This is a genomic window from Stenotrophomonas sp. LM091, assembly GCF_001806305.1.
In the GTDB taxonomy this organism is placed as follows: domain Bacteria; phylum Pseudomonadota; class Gammaproteobacteria; order Xanthomonadales; family Xanthomonadaceae; genus Stenotrophomonas; species Stenotrophomonas bentonitica_A.
In genome coordinates this window covers 374304-391652 of sequence record NZ_CP017483.1, presented here as the reverse complement: position 1 = coordinate 391652, position 17349 = coordinate 374304, and the positions used below count along the sequence as shown (strand labels likewise).

The 17349-nt window shown below is 67.6% G+C and carries 16 protein-coding genes; 6 read left to right on the top strand and 10 right to left on the bottom strand.

Annotated elements, in window-relative coordinates:
• Nucleotides 1-46 precede the first annotated feature (46 nt).
• A complete protein-coding gene (locus BIZ42_RS01745; protein ID WP_070425362.1) occupies nucleotides 47-835 on the top strand; it encodes a CHAD domain-containing protein in 789 nt (262 codons plus the stop codon).
• Between the two features lie 16 nt (nucleotides 836-851).
• Here the strand turns inward: BIZ42_RS01745 and BIZ42_RS01740 are convergent, their stop codons facing one another.
• The 3 genes from BIZ42_RS01740 to BIZ42_RS01730 all read right to left on the bottom strand — a co-directional run bounded on the left by BIZ42_RS01740 (nucleotide 852) and on the right by BIZ42_RS01730 (nucleotide 5349).
• A complete protein-coding gene (locus tag BIZ42_RS01740) occupies nucleotides 852-3599 on the bottom strand; it encodes a UvrD-helicase domain-containing protein (RefSeq protein WP_070425361.1) in 2748 nt (915 codons plus the stop codon).
• A 144-nt stretch (nucleotides 3600-3743) separates the two neighbouring features.
• Nucleotides 3744-4958, bottom strand: coding sequence for an MFS transporter (locus BIZ42_RS01735; RefSeq protein ID WP_070425360.1), 1215 nt, complete (start codon nucleotides 4956-4958; stop codon nucleotides 3744-3746).
• A gap of 163 nt (nucleotides 4959-5121) precedes the next feature.
• Nucleotides 5122-5349, bottom strand: a complete 228-nt coding sequence (locus BIZ42_RS01730; RefSeq protein WP_046273396.1) for a hypothetical protein — start codon at nucleotides 5347-5349, stop codon at nucleotides 5122-5124.
• Nucleotides 5350-5560: 211 nt separating this feature from the next.
• On the opposite strand from BIZ42_RS01730, the gene BIZ42_RS01725 reads away from it, so the two are divergent.
• Complete coding sequence (locus BIZ42_RS01725; protein ID WP_237393547.1) at nucleotides 5561-6556, top strand: GAF domain-containing protein; 996 nt, start codon at nucleotides 5561-5563, stop codon at nucleotides 6554-6556.
• Nucleotides 6557-6584: 28 nt separating this feature from the next.
• Here the strand turns inward: BIZ42_RS01725 and BIZ42_RS01720 are convergent, their stop codons facing one another.
• The 4 genes from BIZ42_RS01720 to BIZ42_RS01705 form a co-directional block, all read right to left on the bottom strand.
• Nucleotides 6585-6824 carry a DUF1653 domain-containing protein gene (locus BIZ42_RS01720; protein ID WP_070425358.1) on the bottom strand — a complete coding sequence of 80 codons (240 nt, stop codon included), beginning with the start codon at nucleotides 6822-6824 and terminating at the stop codon, nucleotides 6585-6587.
• A 69-nt stretch (nucleotides 6825-6893) separates the two neighbouring features.
• Nucleotides 6894-8678 carry an EAL domain-containing protein gene (locus tag BIZ42_RS01715; RefSeq protein ID WP_070425357.1) on the bottom strand — a complete coding sequence of 595 codons (1785 nt, stop codon included), beginning with the start codon at nucleotides 8676-8678 and terminating at the stop codon, nucleotides 6894-6896.
• Nucleotides 8679-8790: 112 nt separating this feature from the next.
• Nucleotides 8791-9159: a response regulator gene (locus BIZ42_RS01710; protein ID WP_019184164.1), complete on the bottom strand. Its 369-nt coding sequence runs from the start codon at nucleotides 9157-9159 to the stop codon at nucleotides 8791-8793.
• Nucleotides 9152-10309: an ATP-binding protein gene (locus tag BIZ42_RS01705; RefSeq protein WP_070425356.1), complete on the bottom strand. Its 1158-nt coding sequence runs from the start codon at nucleotides 10307-10309 to the stop codon at nucleotides 9152-9154. Before BIZ42_RS01705 ends, BIZ42_RS01710 begins: the two co-directional genes overlap by 8 nt.
• A gap of 153 nt (nucleotides 10310-10462) precedes the next feature.
• Between BIZ42_RS01705 and BIZ42_RS01700 the strand changes: the two genes are divergently transcribed.
• From BIZ42_RS01700 to BIZ42_RS01685, 4 genes are read left to right on the top strand one after another with little or no spacing between them, the layout of a single operon-like run.
• A complete protein-coding gene (locus tag BIZ42_RS01700; RefSeq protein ID WP_070425355.1) occupies nucleotides 10463-13576 on the top strand; it encodes a response regulator in 3114 nt (1037 codons plus the stop codon).
• A complete protein-coding gene (locus BIZ42_RS01695) occupies nucleotides 13549-14397 on the top strand; it encodes a CheR family methyltransferase (RefSeq protein WP_172838023.1) in 849 nt (282 codons plus the stop codon). The genes BIZ42_RS01700 and BIZ42_RS01695 overlap by 28 nt, the downstream gene beginning before the upstream one ends.
• Nucleotides 14397-14981, top strand: a complete 585-nt coding sequence (locus tag BIZ42_RS01690) for a chemotaxis protein CheB (protein WP_070425354.1) — start codon at nucleotides 14397-14399, stop codon at nucleotides 14979-14981. The genes BIZ42_RS01695 and BIZ42_RS01690 overlap by 1 nt, the downstream gene beginning before the upstream one ends.
• Complete coding sequence (locus BIZ42_RS01685; RefSeq protein WP_070425353.1) at nucleotides 14978-16096, top strand: hybrid sensor histidine kinase/response regulator; 1119 nt, start codon at nucleotides 14978-14980, stop codon at nucleotides 16094-16096. Before BIZ42_RS01690 ends, BIZ42_RS01685 begins: the two co-directional genes overlap by 4 nt.
• A 46-nt stretch (nucleotides 16097-16142) precedes the next feature.
• Here BIZ42_RS01685 and BIZ42_RS01680 read toward each other — a convergent pair whose 3' ends face one another.
• The 3 genes from BIZ42_RS01680 to BIZ42_RS01670 form a co-directional block, all read right to left on the bottom strand.
• Nucleotides 16143-16325 carry a hypothetical protein gene (locus BIZ42_RS01680; protein ID WP_019184158.1) on the bottom strand — a complete coding sequence of 61 codons (183 nt, stop codon included), beginning with the start codon at nucleotides 16323-16325 and terminating at the stop codon, nucleotides 16143-16145.
• A gap of 60 nt (nucleotides 16326-16385) precedes the next feature.
• Nucleotides 16386-16565: a hypothetical protein gene (locus BIZ42_RS01675; RefSeq protein WP_019184157.1), complete on the bottom strand. Its 180-nt coding sequence runs from the start codon at nucleotides 16563-16565 to the stop codon at nucleotides 16386-16388.
• Between the two features lie 122 nt (nucleotides 16566-16687).
• Nucleotides 16688-17302, bottom strand: a complete 615-nt coding sequence (locus BIZ42_RS01670) for a TlpA disulfide reductase family protein (RefSeq protein WP_070425352.1) — start codon at nucleotides 17300-17302, stop codon at nucleotides 16688-16690.
• Nucleotides 17303-17349: the final 47 nt, after the last annotated feature.

The following is a 17349-nucleotide window of genomic DNA, read 5'->3' as shown; positions in this document are numbered from 1 at the left end:
CCCGCAGCCTGGGTACAATCCCCCGACGCCTCCGGGGGAAACCACCATGTCGCCACCCGCAATCGGCCCGGCCGCCCGCGCACTGGCGGCGCGTGAGTGCACGGCCATCGCCGAGGCGCTTTCGCCCCAACCCGATGTCCACGATGCCGTGCATCGCGCGCGCAAGACCATCCGCCGCCTTCGCGCGCTGCTCGCACTGCTGGAGAACAGCCATTTTGAGACAGGCCAGGCCGATGCGGCCCTGCGGCGCCTCGGGCAAGGGCTGTCGGCATTGCGCGATGCGCACGTGGTGGTGGACACCTGCCAGCGCCTGGCCGCGCAGCAGCCCGCCCTGCCATGGGCGGAGGTCGGCAGACGGCTGACGGTGCGCCGCGACACACGCCTGGCCCAGGCGCTCGCACGCGACCCGGCGTTTGCACGCCGCCACGCGGCACTGGGACGTATCGTGCGGGATCTCCAGGGCCAGCCATGGGAGTCCCTTGCAAGGCGTGACCTGCGCAAGGGACTGGCGCGCAGTGAGCGGCGTACCGCCAAGGCGGAGAAGCGCGCCGCACGCAGCCGCGATACCGAGGATCTGCACCGCTGGCGCCGGCGGGTACGCCGCCTGCGCATGCAGCTGGAAGCACTGCCAACGCTGGACAGCGCGCTGGCTGCCTCGATCAAGCGCAGTAGCCCGGGCCAACAGGCGCGGGCACTGCACACGCTGGGCGATCAGCTGGGCTGGCAGCAGGATCTACGGATGCTGCGCAACCTGGTGCGGGTGATGCCGGGTGTGGAGGGCCGCCGTGCACTGCTTGCGCAGATGGATGCGGAGGGGGTGGCTCCGCTGGGCTGAGCCATGTGCGCGCCGCTCAGGCCCCCGCGAAGGTATGCACGCCCGGGTGTCCCCCCACCTTCGGCGGCTTGTACTCGCACCGCGGATACCCCGAGCACGACTGGAACGCGCCATACGGCCCGGTGCGCGGCACGATCACGCCCACCCTGCAGGCCGGGCAGGCCTGCTCGTGGATGGTCTCACCCGCCATCGAGGTGACGCGCACCGCACCGTCATTGACCAGCTCGGTCAGGAAGGCCGAGCGCCGACCCTGCACGGTGAACATCGCCACCGAGCGGCGCGCGCGCGTCAGCGCTACGTAGAACAGGCGGCGTTCTTCGCCCAGCGGATACGCATCGCTGTCCGGCATCGCCAGCGCGAGCACGGGATCATCGGCGCGGGTATTGGGAAAGCGCCGGTCCAGCATGCCGGGCAGGATCACATAGTCCGCCTCCGTGCCTTTGGAGCCGTGCACGGTGAGGAAGCTGACCTCCATGTGCTGCCCGTGCCGTGCCCGCCACGTGGCCGGCAGCATCGCGCGGTCTGCGTTGTAGCGGCCGAGTACGAACACCGTGACCTTGCCATCGCGGCCGGGCGGCACCTGGCCGGACAGCAGCTGCTGGTGCAGTCGCTCCAGATACTGCTCGACCGCTCCGGCCAGCCGGTCGCGCGAGGCGACCTGGTAGGCCTGCAGCACCGCGCCGTACGCCGGCGTGACCGACTGGACGTCCTTCGGGATCTGCGCAGGGTTACGGGATACGAAGGCACTGGACACATCGCACAGCGCCTGCGGGCAGCGGAACGTCTGCTGCAGCTTGAGCACCTGGCCCTGACCGAACCAGTCCACGAAGCCGGTCATCACCGACACGTCCGCGCCGGCAAAGCGATTGATCGACTGCCAGTCGTCACCGACCGCGAACAGGTGTTTTCCCGGTGCCTGCACCAGTGCCCGGCACAGCCGCGCACGGGCGCGCGAGGCATCCTGGAATTCATCGGCCATCACCAGGTCGAAGGGAGCGACGTAGCGCCCCTGTTCGAGGTGCTCGGCGGCCTGGTTGAGCATGTCTTCGAAATCGATCCCGCCCTCGGCCACCAGCGCATCGTCCCAGCCTTCCAGGATCGGGACGATCAGCGTGAGGAAGAGGCGGTAGCGGTGCTTGAAGTGATCGTCGGGCAGGCGGCGCAGGCGCTCGACCATGTCCTCCACGTGCAGCGCGTTGCTCTTGGCGTGGCTGATGAAGGTACGGACCAGGCCGATCAGGTCGCTGTCCGGCATCGGCGTCGCACCGCCCTCGGGCAGGTCGCGGTCGGGATTCGGGTCCAGTTCGATACCGCGCTGCGACAAGGCCTCGCCCAACCGCACGAACAGTTCGCCGGTGCGCAACTGCAGCGGGGTGGTCTCGATCCGCTCGATGCCCTCGCGGGCGCCCGGCTCGCCAGCGCGAGGCGCGGGCGCGCGGTCGTGTCCCGCCGGGGCGAGGTGGTCGTGATACAGCGCAATGCCGGGGTAATGGAAATCCGGGCGGTACTGGCGGTACGCATCGGTCCCGGCATCGAATGCATCGCGGCGTGCATAGGTGTACGCCACGCCGTTGTAGAACAGCCAGTCGGCGATCACGCACGCTTCGATGCTATGCACGCGCTCGCCCTGCAGGGTGCGCACATACCCCTGGCCATCCTTGTCCCACTCCTCGGCGTCCAGCGACCCGCCGGTGACCGGCAGGTCACGGCCGAAGACCAGCCTGAACATGTCCCACTGGGTACGGAAGGCGAGCGAACGGTCCTTGAGCTGGTCGATGATCTCGGCCAACCGATGGAAACCCTGGGTGGCATCGACCGCCCAGTCCGGCACCTGCGGCATCCGGCCGGTGGCCTGGGCGATGATGTGCCGGCCCAGCGCATGGAAGGTGCGCGCTTCCACCCGCACCTGATCCAGGCCGAGGCGCTGGAACGCGCGGTCCGCACGGGCCTGCAGCTCGGTGGCGGCTTCCTTGTTGAAGGCGAGCATGACGATGCGCTCGGGCGCGACCAGCCCGCGTTCGATGGCGTACGCCGCCTTGGCGACCATCGTGGAGGTTTTGCCCGAACCTGCTGCGGCCACCACCTGGACGCGGTTGTCGAAGCAGATCACTGCGCGGGCCTGCTCATCGGTGAGTGGCCGGCTTTCGACGCGGTCCAGCAACGCACGGCTGGCGACCCGTTCGCGCGCCTGATGGACCTCATTGCGGCGCGCCCACATCGTTGGCCAGTCGGCCAGCCACAGCATCAGCGCTTCTTCGATCGCGGCCGGGTCGCCATCGAGCTGGCTGCGCAGGTCGGCATCATCGAACACCGTCCACAGCGCGTCCTCATCCAGGGGCAGGGTGGGGCGTGCCTGCAGCAGTGCCTGCTGCTGCTCGCAGGTCAGCCACAGCGATTCCTCGTCGGCCAGATCGGTAGCCGCCTGCACCTGGGCGAGCCAGTGCTGGATGGCGGTGTGGGACTGCTGGAACAAGGCCACATGGTCGCGCTGGCGTTGCTTGCCGCTTCGCTCCTCCAGTGCCGACACCAGCAAGCGCGCGGCCGCAGCGGGCAGGCCGCCGAGGATCAACGGTGGGTGCCCTTCACGATGGAGGCTCAGCCGTGCCCAGGGCAGGCGCGGGTACACCTGCAGTGCATCCAGCGGCGCGTGGTACCGATGACCGTCAATGATCAGTAGCAGCTGGTCGTCTTCCAGGCGCAGGCGCCAGTGCGGCGATCGCGTGAGGCGTTGGCCCCAGTCGCTCGGGGCCCATTCGTACGTCATCGGTGTTCCAGGTGCGGCCCGCGTTGCGGCCGTGGCCGGAACAGCATGGGTGGCGCGGTTTGATCGGATGCCCATGATAGGGGAAATAAAAAAAATCCCCGCCTGGGCGGGGATTGGGATCGAGCGGTGGTTCGGGGCGCGCGCTTACTGCTGCAGCACCGGCACGCTGCGCGCGCGGCGGTCCACCAGCATCGCCACGCACCACAGCAGCAGCCCGCCCAGCGCGGTGGCAGCGCCAACGTACCCGGTCACCGCGGGGCTGAAGCCGGCGCCGATGGCCATGCCACCGAACCACGGGCCCAGTGCGTTGGCGGTATTGAATGCGGCATGGTTGGAGGCGGCGGCGAGCGTCTGCGCTTCGCCGGCCACGTCCATCAGGCGGGTCTGCAGCACGGCCGCCAGTGCGCCCATGGTGCCGACCGCAATGATCATCGGGAACACGCTCCACACCGATTGCGCGGCCAGCGGGAAGGCCAGCAGCACCAGGATCGACCAGACCAGCACGACGGCGGCGGCGCGGAACTGGAAGCGGTCCACCAGCCAGCCACCGGCGACGTTGCCGATGATCGCGCCGATGCCGAAGATGCCCACGGCCAGCGGCATCCACGATTCGGCCAGCCCGGTGACCTGCACCAGCGTCGGGGCGAGATAGGTGAACACGCAGAACATGCCGGCGAAGCCGACCGAACCGATCGCCAGTGCCAGCCACACCTGGGGACGATTGAAGGCACGCAGTTCGCGCATCGGCGAGGTACGCACCTCATCCGGATCGGGCAGCAGGAAGCGCGCAATCATCGCCACGGTGGCCATCGCCAGCACGCTCACCAGGGCGAACGCGGTGCGCCAGCTGACCTGCTGGCCGAGCCAGGTGGTGAGCGGATTGCCGACCAGGATCGCCACGGAGAGGCCGAGCAGCACTTTGGACACCGCCGCGCCACGCTGCGCTGGCGGGCTGATCGCCGCCGCCACCAGCATCGCCACGCCGAAGTAGGCGCCATGCGGCAGCCCGGCGACGAAGCGCGCCAGCAGCATCGTGCCGTAGTTGGGCGCCAGCGCACTGGCCAGATTGCCGATGGCGTAGAAGCCCATCAGCGCCAGCAGCAGGTTGCGGCGCGCGAAGCCGGCGCCGGCAAAGGCCAGGACCGGGGCGCCGACCACCACGCCGATGGCATAGGCGCTGATCAGGTGGCCGACCTGCGTTTCGCTGATCGACAGCCCGCGGCTGATCTCCAGCATCAGGCCCATGCTGGCGAACTCACTGGTGCCGATGGCAAAGCCGCCCAGCGACAAGGCCAGCAGGATCAGGGTGCGCTCGCGCGGCGAGAGCCGGGCGGCCAGAGGGACGGAGGAGGAGCTCATGCAGGCGGCGGCGTCGAACGGGGAAGCGCGGCATTGTACTGCTGCGACGCAGCATTAATCAGCCGGGCCCATGGAACGCTGGATCTGCCTGGTGCGCGCTGCCCCGTGAGCGGCCTACCGCAGCGTGCGGACAGGCCCGCCGCGCTTGGCTATCGCCGCCTTTTCACGGATACGGCCGCGCCCTGAACGGCTGCGGCTCGGGCGCCGCCGGCGGAAGGCGCTCGCCGTGCACGCGGCTGAGGATCTCATTGGTGCGCCGTTGTTCGGCCACGATCTGTTGCAGCAGCCCCTTGATGCCGAAGATGGCAAACGGAACGAACAGCCACAACAACCCGAGCAGCGCGCCAATGAGCGCGACCAACAGCGAAAACCCTGAACCCGCAGGACCCATGTCTTACTTCCTTTTCGTTGAGAGGTGCTAGATCACCTCAATGATAGCCGTAGCCTTTTGTACCCGGGCCGCATTGCGCGCCCAGGAGCATTGCCCGGTGTGCGGCGACGAAATATCACTAGTCGATCACGGCCAGTCTCGCCCATTCATGCGACAATTTGGCTTCAAGGCCACCCGTCGATGGCTGCGCGATGCCGCCAGAGAGGTTGCGATGTCTTCCAGTCCAGGCTTTCCTGCCCTTATCGGTTTCGATCTGCCCGGCCCACAGGCGGGGACCCGTTCGCAGCGGGTGATTGTCACCGCGTTGCTGGATGACACCCCGCGCGCTGACTGGCTGCGCATCCTGCACCGCTTGGCGTGGCCATCATTGCGGCTGGATCACGGCGTCGAGCAGATCCGCCTGGTCGGGCAGGGCCTCCATTTCGTGGGTGCGATCACCGATGCCAGGGCGTTGTCGGCCTCGGTGCGTGGCCTGTTCAACGAGGTCAACGCGAAAGCGCTGGACCGCCGCCTCGCCGCGATGGAGAACCCGCTGGATGACGATGGTCCGGGCAGCGCGCCTGCGGCGTCGTTGGCCCATGCCACGGATCCGCGCCTGGACGACGTGGCCGCACTGCTTGCGATGCCGGCCGTGCCGGGCATGCTGGAGCTGGCGAGTGCGATGACCGGCATGCGGTTCGTTGCAGTGGCCCGTGTCACCGCCGATCGGTGGACCGCCTGCGCCGTGCATGATCGTCTGGATTTCGGTCTGCGCCCGGGCGATGACCTGGTGCTGGAGACCACCATCTGCGATGAGATACGCGAGCATCGCCATCTGGTCCAGTTCGATCAGGCCAGCACCCATCCGGTGTTCTCCAGCCATCCCACGCCCGCGCTGTATGGGTTCGAGAGCTACATCTCGGTCCCGATGTTCCGCCGCGATGGTGGCTTCCACGGCACGCTGTGCGCGTTGGATCCCAATCCTTCCAGACTCGACGCCGCGACGGTGAAAGGCTTCGAGGTGCTGGCGGGGCTGATCGGCGCGCAGCTGGATGTGCAGGATGCGCCAGCCGGGGAAGGGCAGCCAGTGGTCAGCATGGCCGAGGCGCTGTCGGTGCTTTCGCGTCAGGTGGACGCGCTCGACGCGGCCGCGCTGCCGGAGCAGTTCCGCGCGGTGAGCACGCAGTTGCGTGCGCTGGTGGACGGGGCGCGGGCTGTGGCGGGCTGAAGGCCCTTCAGGGAGGGCGTGGGGCGTCTCAGCCGCCCGCCTCCACCGGCGCAAAGCGCGCCCGCCAGTGCCCCTCCACCTCCACCCGTGCGACGAACATCTCGTACGGACGCACCCACAGGCCGACATCCGAATCCAGCGGCCGGTACAGCACCATCGGCGCCAGCGTTTCACTGTGGCGTACAACTCCGATCACCTCGTAGTTGCCGCCCTTGAAATGGCGGTAGTGGCCGAGCGGCAGGGTGGGCAGCGGGGAAAGATCGGACATGGCGGCGGTAGCAAAGACGGGCGGCCCATTATCGCCCCGCGCACCGGTTGGCGGTGATGTTCCGTCGGGTCAGCCGGCATCCGGCAACGGGCCGGCGCGGCAGGCGTTGACCAGGTGCAGCACCGCGTCGGGGTGCATCGGCCGGGCCAGCTGGTAGCCCTGCGCTTCATCGCAGCCCCACAGCCGCAGCAGCGAAAGCTCGGCGTCGTTTTCCACGCCTTCGGCCACGGTGCGGTAGCCCAGCTGCCGGGCCAGCTTGATGATGGCTTCCACCTTCAGCCGGGCGGTGCGTGAGCGCGCCAGCCCGGTGACCAGCGTCTGGTCGATCTTGATATGGCTGATCGGCACCTCGCTGAGATAGCCGAAGTTGCTGTAGCCGCTGCCGAAGTCGTCGATCGCGATGCGCACGCCGGCCGCCGCCATCTCACGCAACTGCGGCAGCGCCGCCGGATGGTGGTTGAGCCACTGGCCTTCCGTGATTTCGATTTCGATCAGGCCCGGGGCGAGGCCGTAGGCATGCAGCCGCTCGGACAGCACGCTCCACACGCACTGGTCATCGAAGTCGCGCGGGGAGAGATTGATGGACAGGCTGAAGCCGGGCACGGTCTTCTGCCAGTGCGCGGCCTGGGCCAGGGCGTGGTCGATGACCCAGCGGCTGAGCGCCGGCATCAGCGCCGTGCGCTCCAGCACCGGGATGAATTCGCCCGGGCTGATCGGGCCCAGCATCGGATGGGTCCAGCGCAGCAGGGCTTCGGCCGACACCGGCTGCCCATCGATCAGATCGAAGCGCGGCTGGTACACCAGGCTGAACTGGTGCTGGGCCAGGCCGCGTCCGGCATCGGAGGCCAACCGGTAACGGCGGCGCAGGGCATCGTCGCGTTCCTGCGAATACCAGCACAGGCAGGCATCGGTCTGCAGGGCATGATGCATGGCGACCAGGCATTTGCGGACCAGATCCGCGGTCTCCTCGCTTACCGCGCGGAAGTCGCAGACGCCGGCATGGAACTGCGGTGACATCGGGATGCTGCCGGCCATCAGCGGCCGGCGCATGCGCACGCGCAGGCGGTCGAGCAGGCCCTCGGTCTGGTGATGCGAGTGGTCCGCCAGCAGGAAGGCGAAACGGGTCACTCCCACGTGATAGACCTGCGTAACATCACGCAGCACGTCCTGCACGCGCAGCGCCGCCTGGCGCAGCAGGGTTTCCACGGGTTTCATGCCCAGGGCCTGGCCGGCGTCGTTGGCGCTCTGCAGGTCGAACACATCCAGCAGCACCGCCGTGAACCTCCGGCCTTCACCGCGGCGGGACAGGGAGGTGAGGTCGGCCTGGAACTGCTGCCGGTTGGGCAGGCCGCTGACCTGATCACGGCGGCCGAGCGACATCTTCAGTTCCATCTGCGCAACCACCACGCGTGAGAGCGTCTGCAACTGCACCTGCTCTTCGGCAGAGAGCCGCCGCGGCTCACGCCCCATGATGCACAGGGTACCCAGCGCGACGCCGCCCTTGGTGATCAGCGGCGTACCGGCATGGAAGCGCAGCTGCTCGGGGCCGGCGACCAGCGCATTGCCGGCAAAGCGCGGGTCCTGGCGAAGATCCTCTATCTGCAGCACCTGGCTGGAACCCAGCGCGTGCGCGCAGATCGAGGCATGCCGTTCGTTGCGGGTCAGCGCCAGCCCCACGCGCGAGATGAGGTGCTGGTGGTCGGCATCGAAGATCGACACCAACGCGATCGGCACGCCGAAGGTGAAGGCCGCCAGTTCGGTGATCGGGTCCAGCGCCGTGCCCAGCGCAGGGTCCATCACGTTGAGTGCTTCGATCAACGCGATCCGGTCAACATCGTTGCGTCTGTCCAGCATGTACCGCGCCCTGTTCCGACTTCATCGCTACTATCACGATGGCAATGCAGAACCAGTGTGAAGCAGGGGCGAGGCGGATGAAGCGTTCACGCAGGCTGGGCGGAACCCTGGCTCAGAGCGGTGCGTCCGGTGACTGCAGCAAGGTGACCAACTGGCGCAGGCGATAGGGCTTGGGCAGGAATTCGACATGGTCCGGCAGTGGCGGCAGCTGCGAGCGCGCATAGCCAGACGCCAGGATCATGCGCGCATTGGGCAGCACGTCGGCCACGTGCTCGCTGAGCTCCACGCCGCTCATGCCGTTGGGCATGCTGATATCGCTGAACACCACATCGAACCCGCCCGGGTCCTGCATCAGGCGCAGGGCGGTCGGACCGTCGTCGGCCGTGTGGATTTCGATACCGAAGTCCTGCAACGCCTGGCCGATCAGTTCACGCAGGTCCTGCTGGTCTTCGACCATCAATACGCGTAGGGGCTCAGACATGCTCGACTTCCTCAATGACAGGTAACAACAGGCGGACGGTGGTGCCCCTTCCGGGGGCGGTTTGTACGTCGACGAAGCCGTCGCACTGCGAGACGAAGCCAAACACCTGGCTCAGGCCCAGACCGCTGCCCTTGCCGACTTCCTTGGTGGTGAAAAACGGCTCGCTGGCGCGCTCGGCGATGTCCGGGGGCATACCGTCGCCCTCATCGGTCACCGCGATGGCGACATAGTGGCGGCGCATGGGCTGGGACAGATCCGGTGCCAGTCGCTGTTCGACCTCGGCCGTGATCGTGACCGTGCCGCCCTGGGGCATCGCTTCGGCACTATTGAGCACCAGATTCAACACGGCGCTGTGCAACTGTACGCCATCGGTGACGATCGGTGGCAGGTCCGCCGTCAATTCCAGCTGCACCTCGATGCCAGCCGGGCAGGCGCGGCGCAGGACGGGCAGGGCATCGAGCAGGAACTCCTGCACGACCACCGGCTCGCGCACCAAGGTCTGATCGGCCGAGAACGCCAGCAGCTGGCGGGTCAGCAGCGAGCCCCGGTCGGCGGCGGCCTGGGCCAGGTCCACCAGCTCCTGGGTGCGGTCGTCGGCGCCGGGGCGCAGGGCGATCAGGTCCAGTGCGTTGCCGATGGTGGTCAGCAGGTTGTTGAATTCATGGGCCAGGCCGCGGGTCAGCCGGCCCACGTTGTCCAGCTGCCGTTGCTGGACATGCGCGCGCTGCGCATCCTGCAGCAGGCGCTGGGCCTGGTAGCGCTCGGTGACATCCTGGGTAACCTTGACGAACCCGAGCAGGCAGCCGTCTTCGCGGACCGGCTCGACCACTTCGCCGGCACGGAACCGCTCGCCAGTGCAGCGCACCCGCCAGCCCTCGCCGACGAAGCGGCCATGGTCACGCGCATACGCCAGCGCCTGCTGGGGCACGCCCAGCTGTTGATCCTCGGGGGTATAGAACAGGCCGACATGCTTGCCGATCACGGCCTCGGCGGTGTAGCCCTTGACCCGCTCGCAGCCACGGTTCCAGCTGCAGATGTTGCCCTGCGTATCGAGCAGATAGATCGCGTGATCGCTCACGTTGTCGATCAACAGCTTGAGCTGCCGGCTTTCGTCGGCAAGCGGTGCAACGCTGGATACGGCCTGGACCACGACGGTTATCGACTCCCCGATAAGGGACCGAACCGTAGGGGCCATGATGTGAAGAAAATGTCAAGAACGTGCCGCAGTCACGCTGACTTCTGGCGCTTAACACCCGTTTACCGCTTCGGGTACCATCAGGCCCCTTTTGAGCTGGAACACGGCATGAATTCTGCGCCTACCTCCCGTGACCGTTGGATCTGGCTTGCGTCGGCCGCCTTGATGGCCGCCACGCTGGGCACGGAGATGGTGGTGCCGCTGGGCTATGCGGTCTGGCTGACCTACTTCATGGCAGTCGGAATCACGCTGTTCCAGCGTCGCATGGAAGTGCCGCTGCTGGTGGCGATCGGCTCGTGCATCTTGCTTGCGGTGGGCTACAACGTGGCGCCGGCGAGCAGCAATTCGGCGTTTTCCTTCGTCAATCGCAGCATCGGTGGCGTCGCGTTCCTGATGATGGCGCTGACCGTGATGAAGGCCATCGGTGCGCGCCGTGAAGCGGCCGATGCGCTGTGGCTGCAGGCCGGAGAGAACGTGGTCGGCACCAGCCTGCAGGGCGATCCCACCCCGCGCGAGCTGGCTGACCAGGCCATGCGCGCCCTGTGCGCGCAGCTCAATGCCGATGTCGGCGCGATGTACCGCCTGCAGGGCGAGCGGTTGGTGCTGGTCGGCGGTTCCGCGCTGCCGTCGCAGCTGCCCGAGACTCTGCCGGCACATGCCGGGCAATGGGGCGAGATCATCCGCGAAGGCCGCGCGCGTCGCCTGGAGGACAGTGACAGCCCGCTGGATATCGATACCCCACTGGGCCGCACCACCGTTCACCAGCGCCTGTTGGGGCCGATCACGGCCGATGGCGTGGTGATCGGCGTGATCGAGCTGGGCCGTGCCGGTGTGTCGCCTGCGCGCAGCCTGGAAATGGCGCTGCTGCTGCAGTGCGCCGAGCCGATCGGCATCGCCCTGCGGGCGTCGCTGCTCAATGCGCAGCTGGTGGAGCTGCTGGAAGAGACCCAGCGCCAGAGCGAGGAGCTGCAGACCCAGCAGGAAGAGCTGCGGGTGGCCAACGAAGAGCTGGAAGAGCAGAGCCGCAGCCTGCTGCATTCCCAGGCCAACCTGGAGCAGCAGCAGGCCGAGCTGGAGCAGACCAACGTGCAGCTCGAAGAGCGCACCCACGAGCTGGAGTCGCGCCAGCAGGCGCTGCTGCTGGCCCAGGCGCAGCTGGTCCAGAACAGCAACGAGCTGGAAGCCAGTTCACGCTACAAATCCGAGTTCCTGGCCAACATGTCCCACGAGCTGCGCACGCCGCTCAACAGCGCACTGATCCTGGCCAAGCTGCTGGCCGACAACAAGGACGGCACGCTGACCGCCGAGCAGGTCAAGTACGCCCAGGCGATCCACTCGTCCAACAACGATCTGCTGGCGTTGATCAACGACATCCTCGACCTGTCTCGGATCGAGGCCGGCCACGTGGAGCTGGTTGAAGAGAACCTGGCCGTGTCCAGCGTGCTGCAGCGCCTGAAGGAAACGTTCGAGCCGATGGCCTTGCAGAAGGGCCTGGCCCTGGAGATCAGCGCTGCCCCGGAGGCGCCGACCCAGCTGCTGGCCGACAGCCAGCGCCTGCAGCAGATCCTCAAGAACCTGCTGGCCAATGCGGTCAAGTTCACCGAGCACGGCAGCGTCTCGCTGAAGGTGCGCAGTGCGGGGGCAGGGCGGATCCAGTTCGCCGTCTCCGATACCGGCATCGGCATTCCCGAAGAGCAGACCGCGGTCATCTTCGAGGCGTTCCGCCAGGCCGACGGCAGCACCCGCCGCCGTTACGGTGGCACCGGGCTGGGGCTGTCGATCTCGCGCGACCTGGCTGCACGCATGGGCGGCAGCATCACCGTCTCCAGCGAGCCGGGCCGCGGCAGCTGCTTCACGCTCGAACTGCCGCTGTTGGCCGGTGGCGGCACGGGCAACACCCAGCACGTGGTGCATGACGTGCGCCCGGCCGCCGTAGCGGCGCCGTCCCGGCCGGCTTCCGCACCGCTGGGGCGGGCGCATGGCGAACCCACCGCCGCGCCGGCGCCGGCCCAGGACAAGGTGGTCGATGACCGCGGCCGCCGCAGCCGCGCCGGCCGGATGATCCTGGTGGTCGAGGATGACACTGCATTCGCCAGCGCCCTGGTCTCGATGGCGCACGAACTGGACTTCGACTGCGTAGTGGCCGGTACCGCCGAAGAGGCGTTGAGCCTGGCTGCCGAGCTGCGCCCGAACGGCATCCTGCTGGATATCGGCCTGCCCGACGTCTCCGGCCTGAGCGTGCTCGAGCGCCTCAAGCGCGACCCGGCCACGCGCCATATCCCGGTCCACGTGGTCTCCGGGCTGGAGCGCTCGCAGGTGGCGATGGAGCTGGGCGCGATCGGGTATGTGATCAAGCCGGCCACGCGCGAGCGCCTGGTCGGAGCGATCCAGCAGCTGGAAGCCACCAGCCAGCGCGACATGCGCCGCCTGCTGATCGTGGAGGACGACAGCGAGCTGCGTTCGAACCTGCAGCTGCTGCTTGGCCGTGACCAGCTGGAAATCACCGCGGTGGGCACCATCACCGAGGCGATGGCCGAACTGGCCGGGTCCACCTTCGATTGCATGGTCACCGACCTCGCGCTGCCGGACGGCACCGGCTATGACCTGCTCGAGCGCATGGCCGGCAATGATGCGGTCGCGTTCCCGCCGGTGATCGTCTACACCGGCCGCGCACTGACCCGCGATGAAGAACAGCGCCTGCGCCGCTATTCCAAGAGCATCATCATCAAGGGCGCGCGCTCGCCCGAGCGCCTGCTCGATGAGGTGACCCTGTTCCTGCACAGCGTGGAGGCCTCGCTGCCGACCGACCAGCAGCGCCTGCTGCGCGAAGCGCGTCGCCGCGATGCGGTGCTCGATGGCCGTACCGTGCTGCTGGCCGAGGACGATGTGCGCAACATCTTCGCGCTGTCCAGCGTGCTGGAGCCGCTCGGCGTCACCCTGGATATCGCCCGCAACGGCCGCGAGGCGCTGGAGAAGCTGCGCCCGGAAATCGACCTGGTGCTGATGGACATCATGATGCCGGAGATGGACGGGCTGACCGCCATGCGCGAGATCCGCGCCGACAACCGCTGGCGCGACCTGCCGATCATCGCGCTGACCGCCAAGGCGATGCCCGATGACCGCGAGCATTGCCTGCAGGCCGGTGCCAACGATTACATCGCCAAGCCGATCGACGTGGACAAGCTGGTGTCGCTGTGCCGCGTGTGGTGCTCGCGCCGATGAATGAAGCGGAGCTGTTCGATCTGGAGCTGAAGGTGTTGCTGGAGGCGGTGTACCAGCGCTACCACTACGACTTCCGTGACTATGCGCTGGCATCGCTGCGGCGGCGCATGCGCCATGCCATGGCCCGGTTCGACTGCCCGACCATGGGCGCGCTGCAGCACCGCCTGCTGCACGAGCCGGACACCTTCGCCCAGGCGATGCAGTACTTCACCGTGCAGGTCTCGGAGATGTTCCGTGACCCGCCGTACTTCCGGGTGCTGCGCGAGCATGCCGTGCCGGTGCTGCGCACCTATCCCTCGATCAAACTGTGGATCGCCGGGTGCAGCACCGGCGAAGAAGTGTGGTCGCTGGCGATCCTGCTGCACGAGGAAGGCCTGCTGGACCGGGCGATCATCTACGCCACCGACATCAATCCCGAAGCGTTGCAGGCGGCCGAATCCGGGGCCTTCGCGCTGGACCGGCTGGCGCAGTTCAGCCGCAATTACCTGGCGGCCGGCGGCACCGGCTCGCTCTCGGATTACTACAGCAGCGGCTACGGCAGCGTGGTGTTCGATCGCCGCCTCAAGCGCAACATCGTGTTCGCCGACCACAGCCTGGCCACCGATACGGTGTTCTCCGAAGTCCACCTGGTGTCCTGCCGCAACGTGCTGATCTATTTCCAGCGGCCACTGCAGGATCGCGCCATCGGCCTGTTCCATGAGGCCCTGGTCCATCGCGGCTTCCTGGGCCTGGGCAGCAAGGAGTCGCTGCAGTTCGGCGCGCACGCGGATCTGTTCGAAGCCTGCGCGCGCGACCAGCGCCTGTACCGGAAGCTGGCCTGATGAGCACGGCCTCCCAGCGCAGCCGGTTCGACCTGGTGGTCATCGGCGCTTCGGCCGGTGGCGTCAGTGCGCTGCAGGCGTTGCTGTCGGCGCTGCCGGCCACGCTGGCGCTGCCGGTGCTGGTGGTGCTGCACCTGCCGCGCGACCGCCCCAGCCGCATTGCCGACCTGCTCGATGCCGGTTGCCCGCTGCCGGTGCGCGAGGCCGAGGACAAACAACCGCTGCGGGCCGGTACGGTGACGTTCGCGCCGCCGGATTACCACCTGCTGGTGGAGGACCGTGACACGCTGGCACTGTCGGTCGATCCACCGGTGCTGTTCTCGCGCCCGGCGATCGATCCCCTGTTTGAAAGCGCCGCCGATGTGTTCGGCGGCGGCGTGTTGGCGATCCTGCTGACCGGCGCCAGCAGTGACGGCAGCGACGGTGTCGCCGCGGTCCGCCAGGCCGGTGGCGAAGCCTGGATCCAATGCCCTGAGGAGGCCTATTCCTCGATGATGCCCGCATCGGCCCTGGCACACGCCGGCGCCGACGCGGTGCTCCCGCTCACCTCCATCTGCACGCGTATGAAAGGCCTTACCCGATGAACCTGATCGAGCCCGCCGGGTCGACTGCCACCACCGATTGCGTGAAGCTGCTGATTGTCGATGACATCCCGCAGAACCTGGTCGCGATGGAAGCGCTGTTGCGTCGCCCGGGTCTGGAGATCCTGTGTGCGCTGTCCGGTGCTGAAGCACTCGAGCTGCTGCTGGAGCATGAAGTCGCGCTGGCCCTGCTGGATGTGCACATGCCCGAGATCGACGGCTTCTCGCTGGCCGAGCTGATGCGCGGCTCGCAACGCAGCCGCGATGTGCCGATCATCTTCCTCACCGCTTCGCCGAATGATCCGGTGCGGGCCTTCAAGGGCTACGAATCCGGCGCCGTGGATTTCCTGCACAAGCCGATCGAGCCGCAGGTGATCATGAGCAAGGTCAATGTGTTCATCGAGCTTTACCAGCAGAAGCAGCTGCTCAAGGCGCGCAACGAGGCGCTGGAGCACGCGCTCAAGCTCAATGAAACGATGATGGCGGTGTTGACGCACGACCTGCGTACGCCGTTGGCGGCGATCCTGCTGTGTGCCGACAAGCTGTCGCTGGATCTGCCCGATGACAGCCAGGTCCAGCGGACCCTGGTCCATCTGGAAAACAGCGCACAGCGCATGGTGCGGATGGTCGAGCAGCTGCTGGATTTCTCCAGGATCCGTACCGGCGGCCTGCGCCTGCACAGCACCGAGTGCGACCTGGCTGAACTGGCCTCGGCGGTGGTGGCCGAGATCAGCCGTGCGCACCCGCAGGCGACCATCGAGCTGCAGGTACAGGGCGATGCCCAGCTGCAGGGCGATCCCGATCGCCTCGCGCAGTTGCTGTCCAACCTGATCGGCAACGCGGTGCTGCATGGGGGTGATGCGCCGGTGGTGGTGCGGCTGGAAGGCGAGCGCAGCGCGCCACTGCGGCTGCAGGTGCGCAATGCCGGTCAGATTCCGGAGGCATTGCTGCCGCGGTTGTTCGAGCCGTTCAAGGCCAGTTTCCACGACAGTCGCGGGCTGGGGCTGGGGCTGTTCATCGCCAGCGAGTTCGCCCGTGCGCATGGCGGCACGCTGGTGGCCCACAACATCGAGGGCGCGGTGATCTTCGAGACCGCGCTGCAGCGTCGGGCGCGCTGAGGCCGGATAGAACCATCCCGGCGCAGGGCCGGGATGGTGGACGTGCTTACAGCGGCTCGCAGCACAGATACAGCCCGTGCCCACCATAGGTGCAGCCCGGCTGGTCTTCACAGCCGGCCAGCGGCTTGGGCTGGCTGGAGGTGGCCAGCGCCTGGCTGGATGCGAAGGCCAACGCGCAGATCAGGGTGACGCCGCTGAGGGCTGACAACAACCGCGTTTTCGACTTCATGGTCTGTCTTTCCTTCTGTGGATGAGGCGGACGGGGCGCGTGTTGCCACGCAGTCACGCGTTACACCGGCTGGCAGCACCGGATCTCGCTGTGCCCGCCATAGGTGCAGCCGGGCTTGTAGGGACAGCCATCCAGCTGCTTGGGCTGGCTGGACGTCGCCACTGCCTGGCTCGATGCGAACGCCAGGGCGCAGACAACAGCGATACCGCCAAAGACCGAAAGGAACTTCCTGGACTTCATGGTGCTTCTCCTGTTGTGGTGACGCGGATGCAACGGGAACACGGACGGAACTGTCGATCCGCCCCGGCGAGCGGGTGCGGAGGGACCTGGTCATGTCGCCTTGGCGGCGACGTGGGATGGCTTCAGCCTGCCGGCGCGGGCGCCTGGTTGCGGGCGGCGTTGATCACGAATGCGCCGGTGATGGCATCCACCGAGCGCTCCTTGAGCTGGCCGACATGGCGGTAGATCACCTTGCCGTCCTGGATGACGACCACCATCGGCACCATGGTCGCGGTGTAGCGCTGCCGGAGCCGGTCATCGGTATCGTTCACCACCGGAAACGCGAAACCATGCTGGCGCGCGTAATCGGCAGCGGTTTCGTGGGGCGGCAGGCTGATGCCGACCATCTCGAAGGCGCGGTTGCCGTTGTTGCGACCGGCCGCGTCCAGCGCCTGGATCTGCGGCACCGAGGCCAGGCAGAACCTGCAGGCAGGGGAGAAGAAGTACAGGACCTGGCGACCGCTGGCCGGGCCGGCAAGGGTAACCGCCTGGCCGTCGAGTGCCGTGGTGGTGAGGGCCTCGGGCTGGGCGCCCTCGGGAAGGCCGTGGGCGGCCTTGGAGATCTGTTCGACCTTGCTCACCAGCAGCGCCTGCTCCTGGCGGAGCTGCCGGTTCTGCACCGCCAACGCGGTCATCAGCACGGCCAGGACAACGATGAGAGCGAGGCTGCCGTACTTCCGGAATGCGGATGCGTCCATGCTGCTCCTTGGCCTTCGGCCGGGTCCATGGCTGAGTAGGTGGTGTA

Coding starts and splice junctions, on each gene's coding strand:
- BIZ42_RS01735 (WP_070425360.1), bottom strand. CDS start 4,958: ATGAGCTCCTCCTCCGTCCCTCTGGCCGCCCGGCTCTCGCCGCGCGAG.
- BIZ42_RS01685 (WP_070425353.1), top strand. CDS start 14,978: ATGAACCTGATCGAGCCCGCCGGGTCGACTGCCACCACCGATTGCGTG.
- BIZ42_RS01740 (WP_070425361.1), bottom strand. CDS start 3,599: ATGACGTACGAATGGGCCCCGAGCGACTGGGGCCAACGCCTCACGCGA.
- BIZ42_RS01710 (WP_019184164.1), bottom strand. CDS start 9,159: ATGTCTGAGCCCCTACGCGTATTGATGGTCGAAGACCAGCAGGACCTG.
- BIZ42_RS01680 (WP_019184158.1), bottom strand. CDS start 16,325: ATGAAGTCGAAAACGCGGTTGTTGTCAGCCCTCAGCGGCGTCACCCTG.
- BIZ42_RS01715 (WP_070425357.1), bottom strand. CDS start 8,678: ATGCTGGACAGACGCAACGATGTTGACCGGATCGCGTTGATCGAAGCA.
- BIZ42_RS01720 (WP_070425358.1), bottom strand. CDS start 6,824: ATGTCCGATCTTTCCCCGCTGCCCACCCTGCCGCTCGGCCACTACCGC.
- BIZ42_RS01725 (WP_237393547.1), top strand. CDS start 5,561: ATGTCTTCCAGTCCAGGCTTTCCTGCCCTTATCGGTTTCGATCTGCCC.
- BIZ42_RS01670 (WP_070425352.1), bottom strand. CDS start 17,302: ATGGACGCATCCGCATTCCGGAAGTACGGCAGCCTCGCTCTCATCGTT.
- BIZ42_RS01730 (WP_046273396.1), bottom strand. CDS start 5,349: ATGGGTCCTGCGGGTTCAGGGTTTTCGCTGTTGGTCGCGCTCATTGGC.
- BIZ42_RS01700 (WP_070425355.1), top strand. CDS start 10,463: ATGAATTCTGCGCCTACCTCCCGTGACCGTTGGATCTGGCTTGCGTCG.
- BIZ42_RS01690 (WP_070425354.1), top strand. CDS start 14,397: ATGAGCACGGCCTCCCAGCGCAGCCGGTTCGACCTGGTGGTCATCGGC.
- BIZ42_RS01745 (WP_070425362.1), top strand. CDS start 47: ATGTCGCCACCCGCAATCGGCCCGGCCGCCCGCGCACTGGCGGCGCGT.
- BIZ42_RS01675 (WP_019184157.1), bottom strand. CDS start 16,565: ATGAAGTCCAGGAAGTTCCTTTCGGTCTTTGGCGGTATCGCTGTTGTC.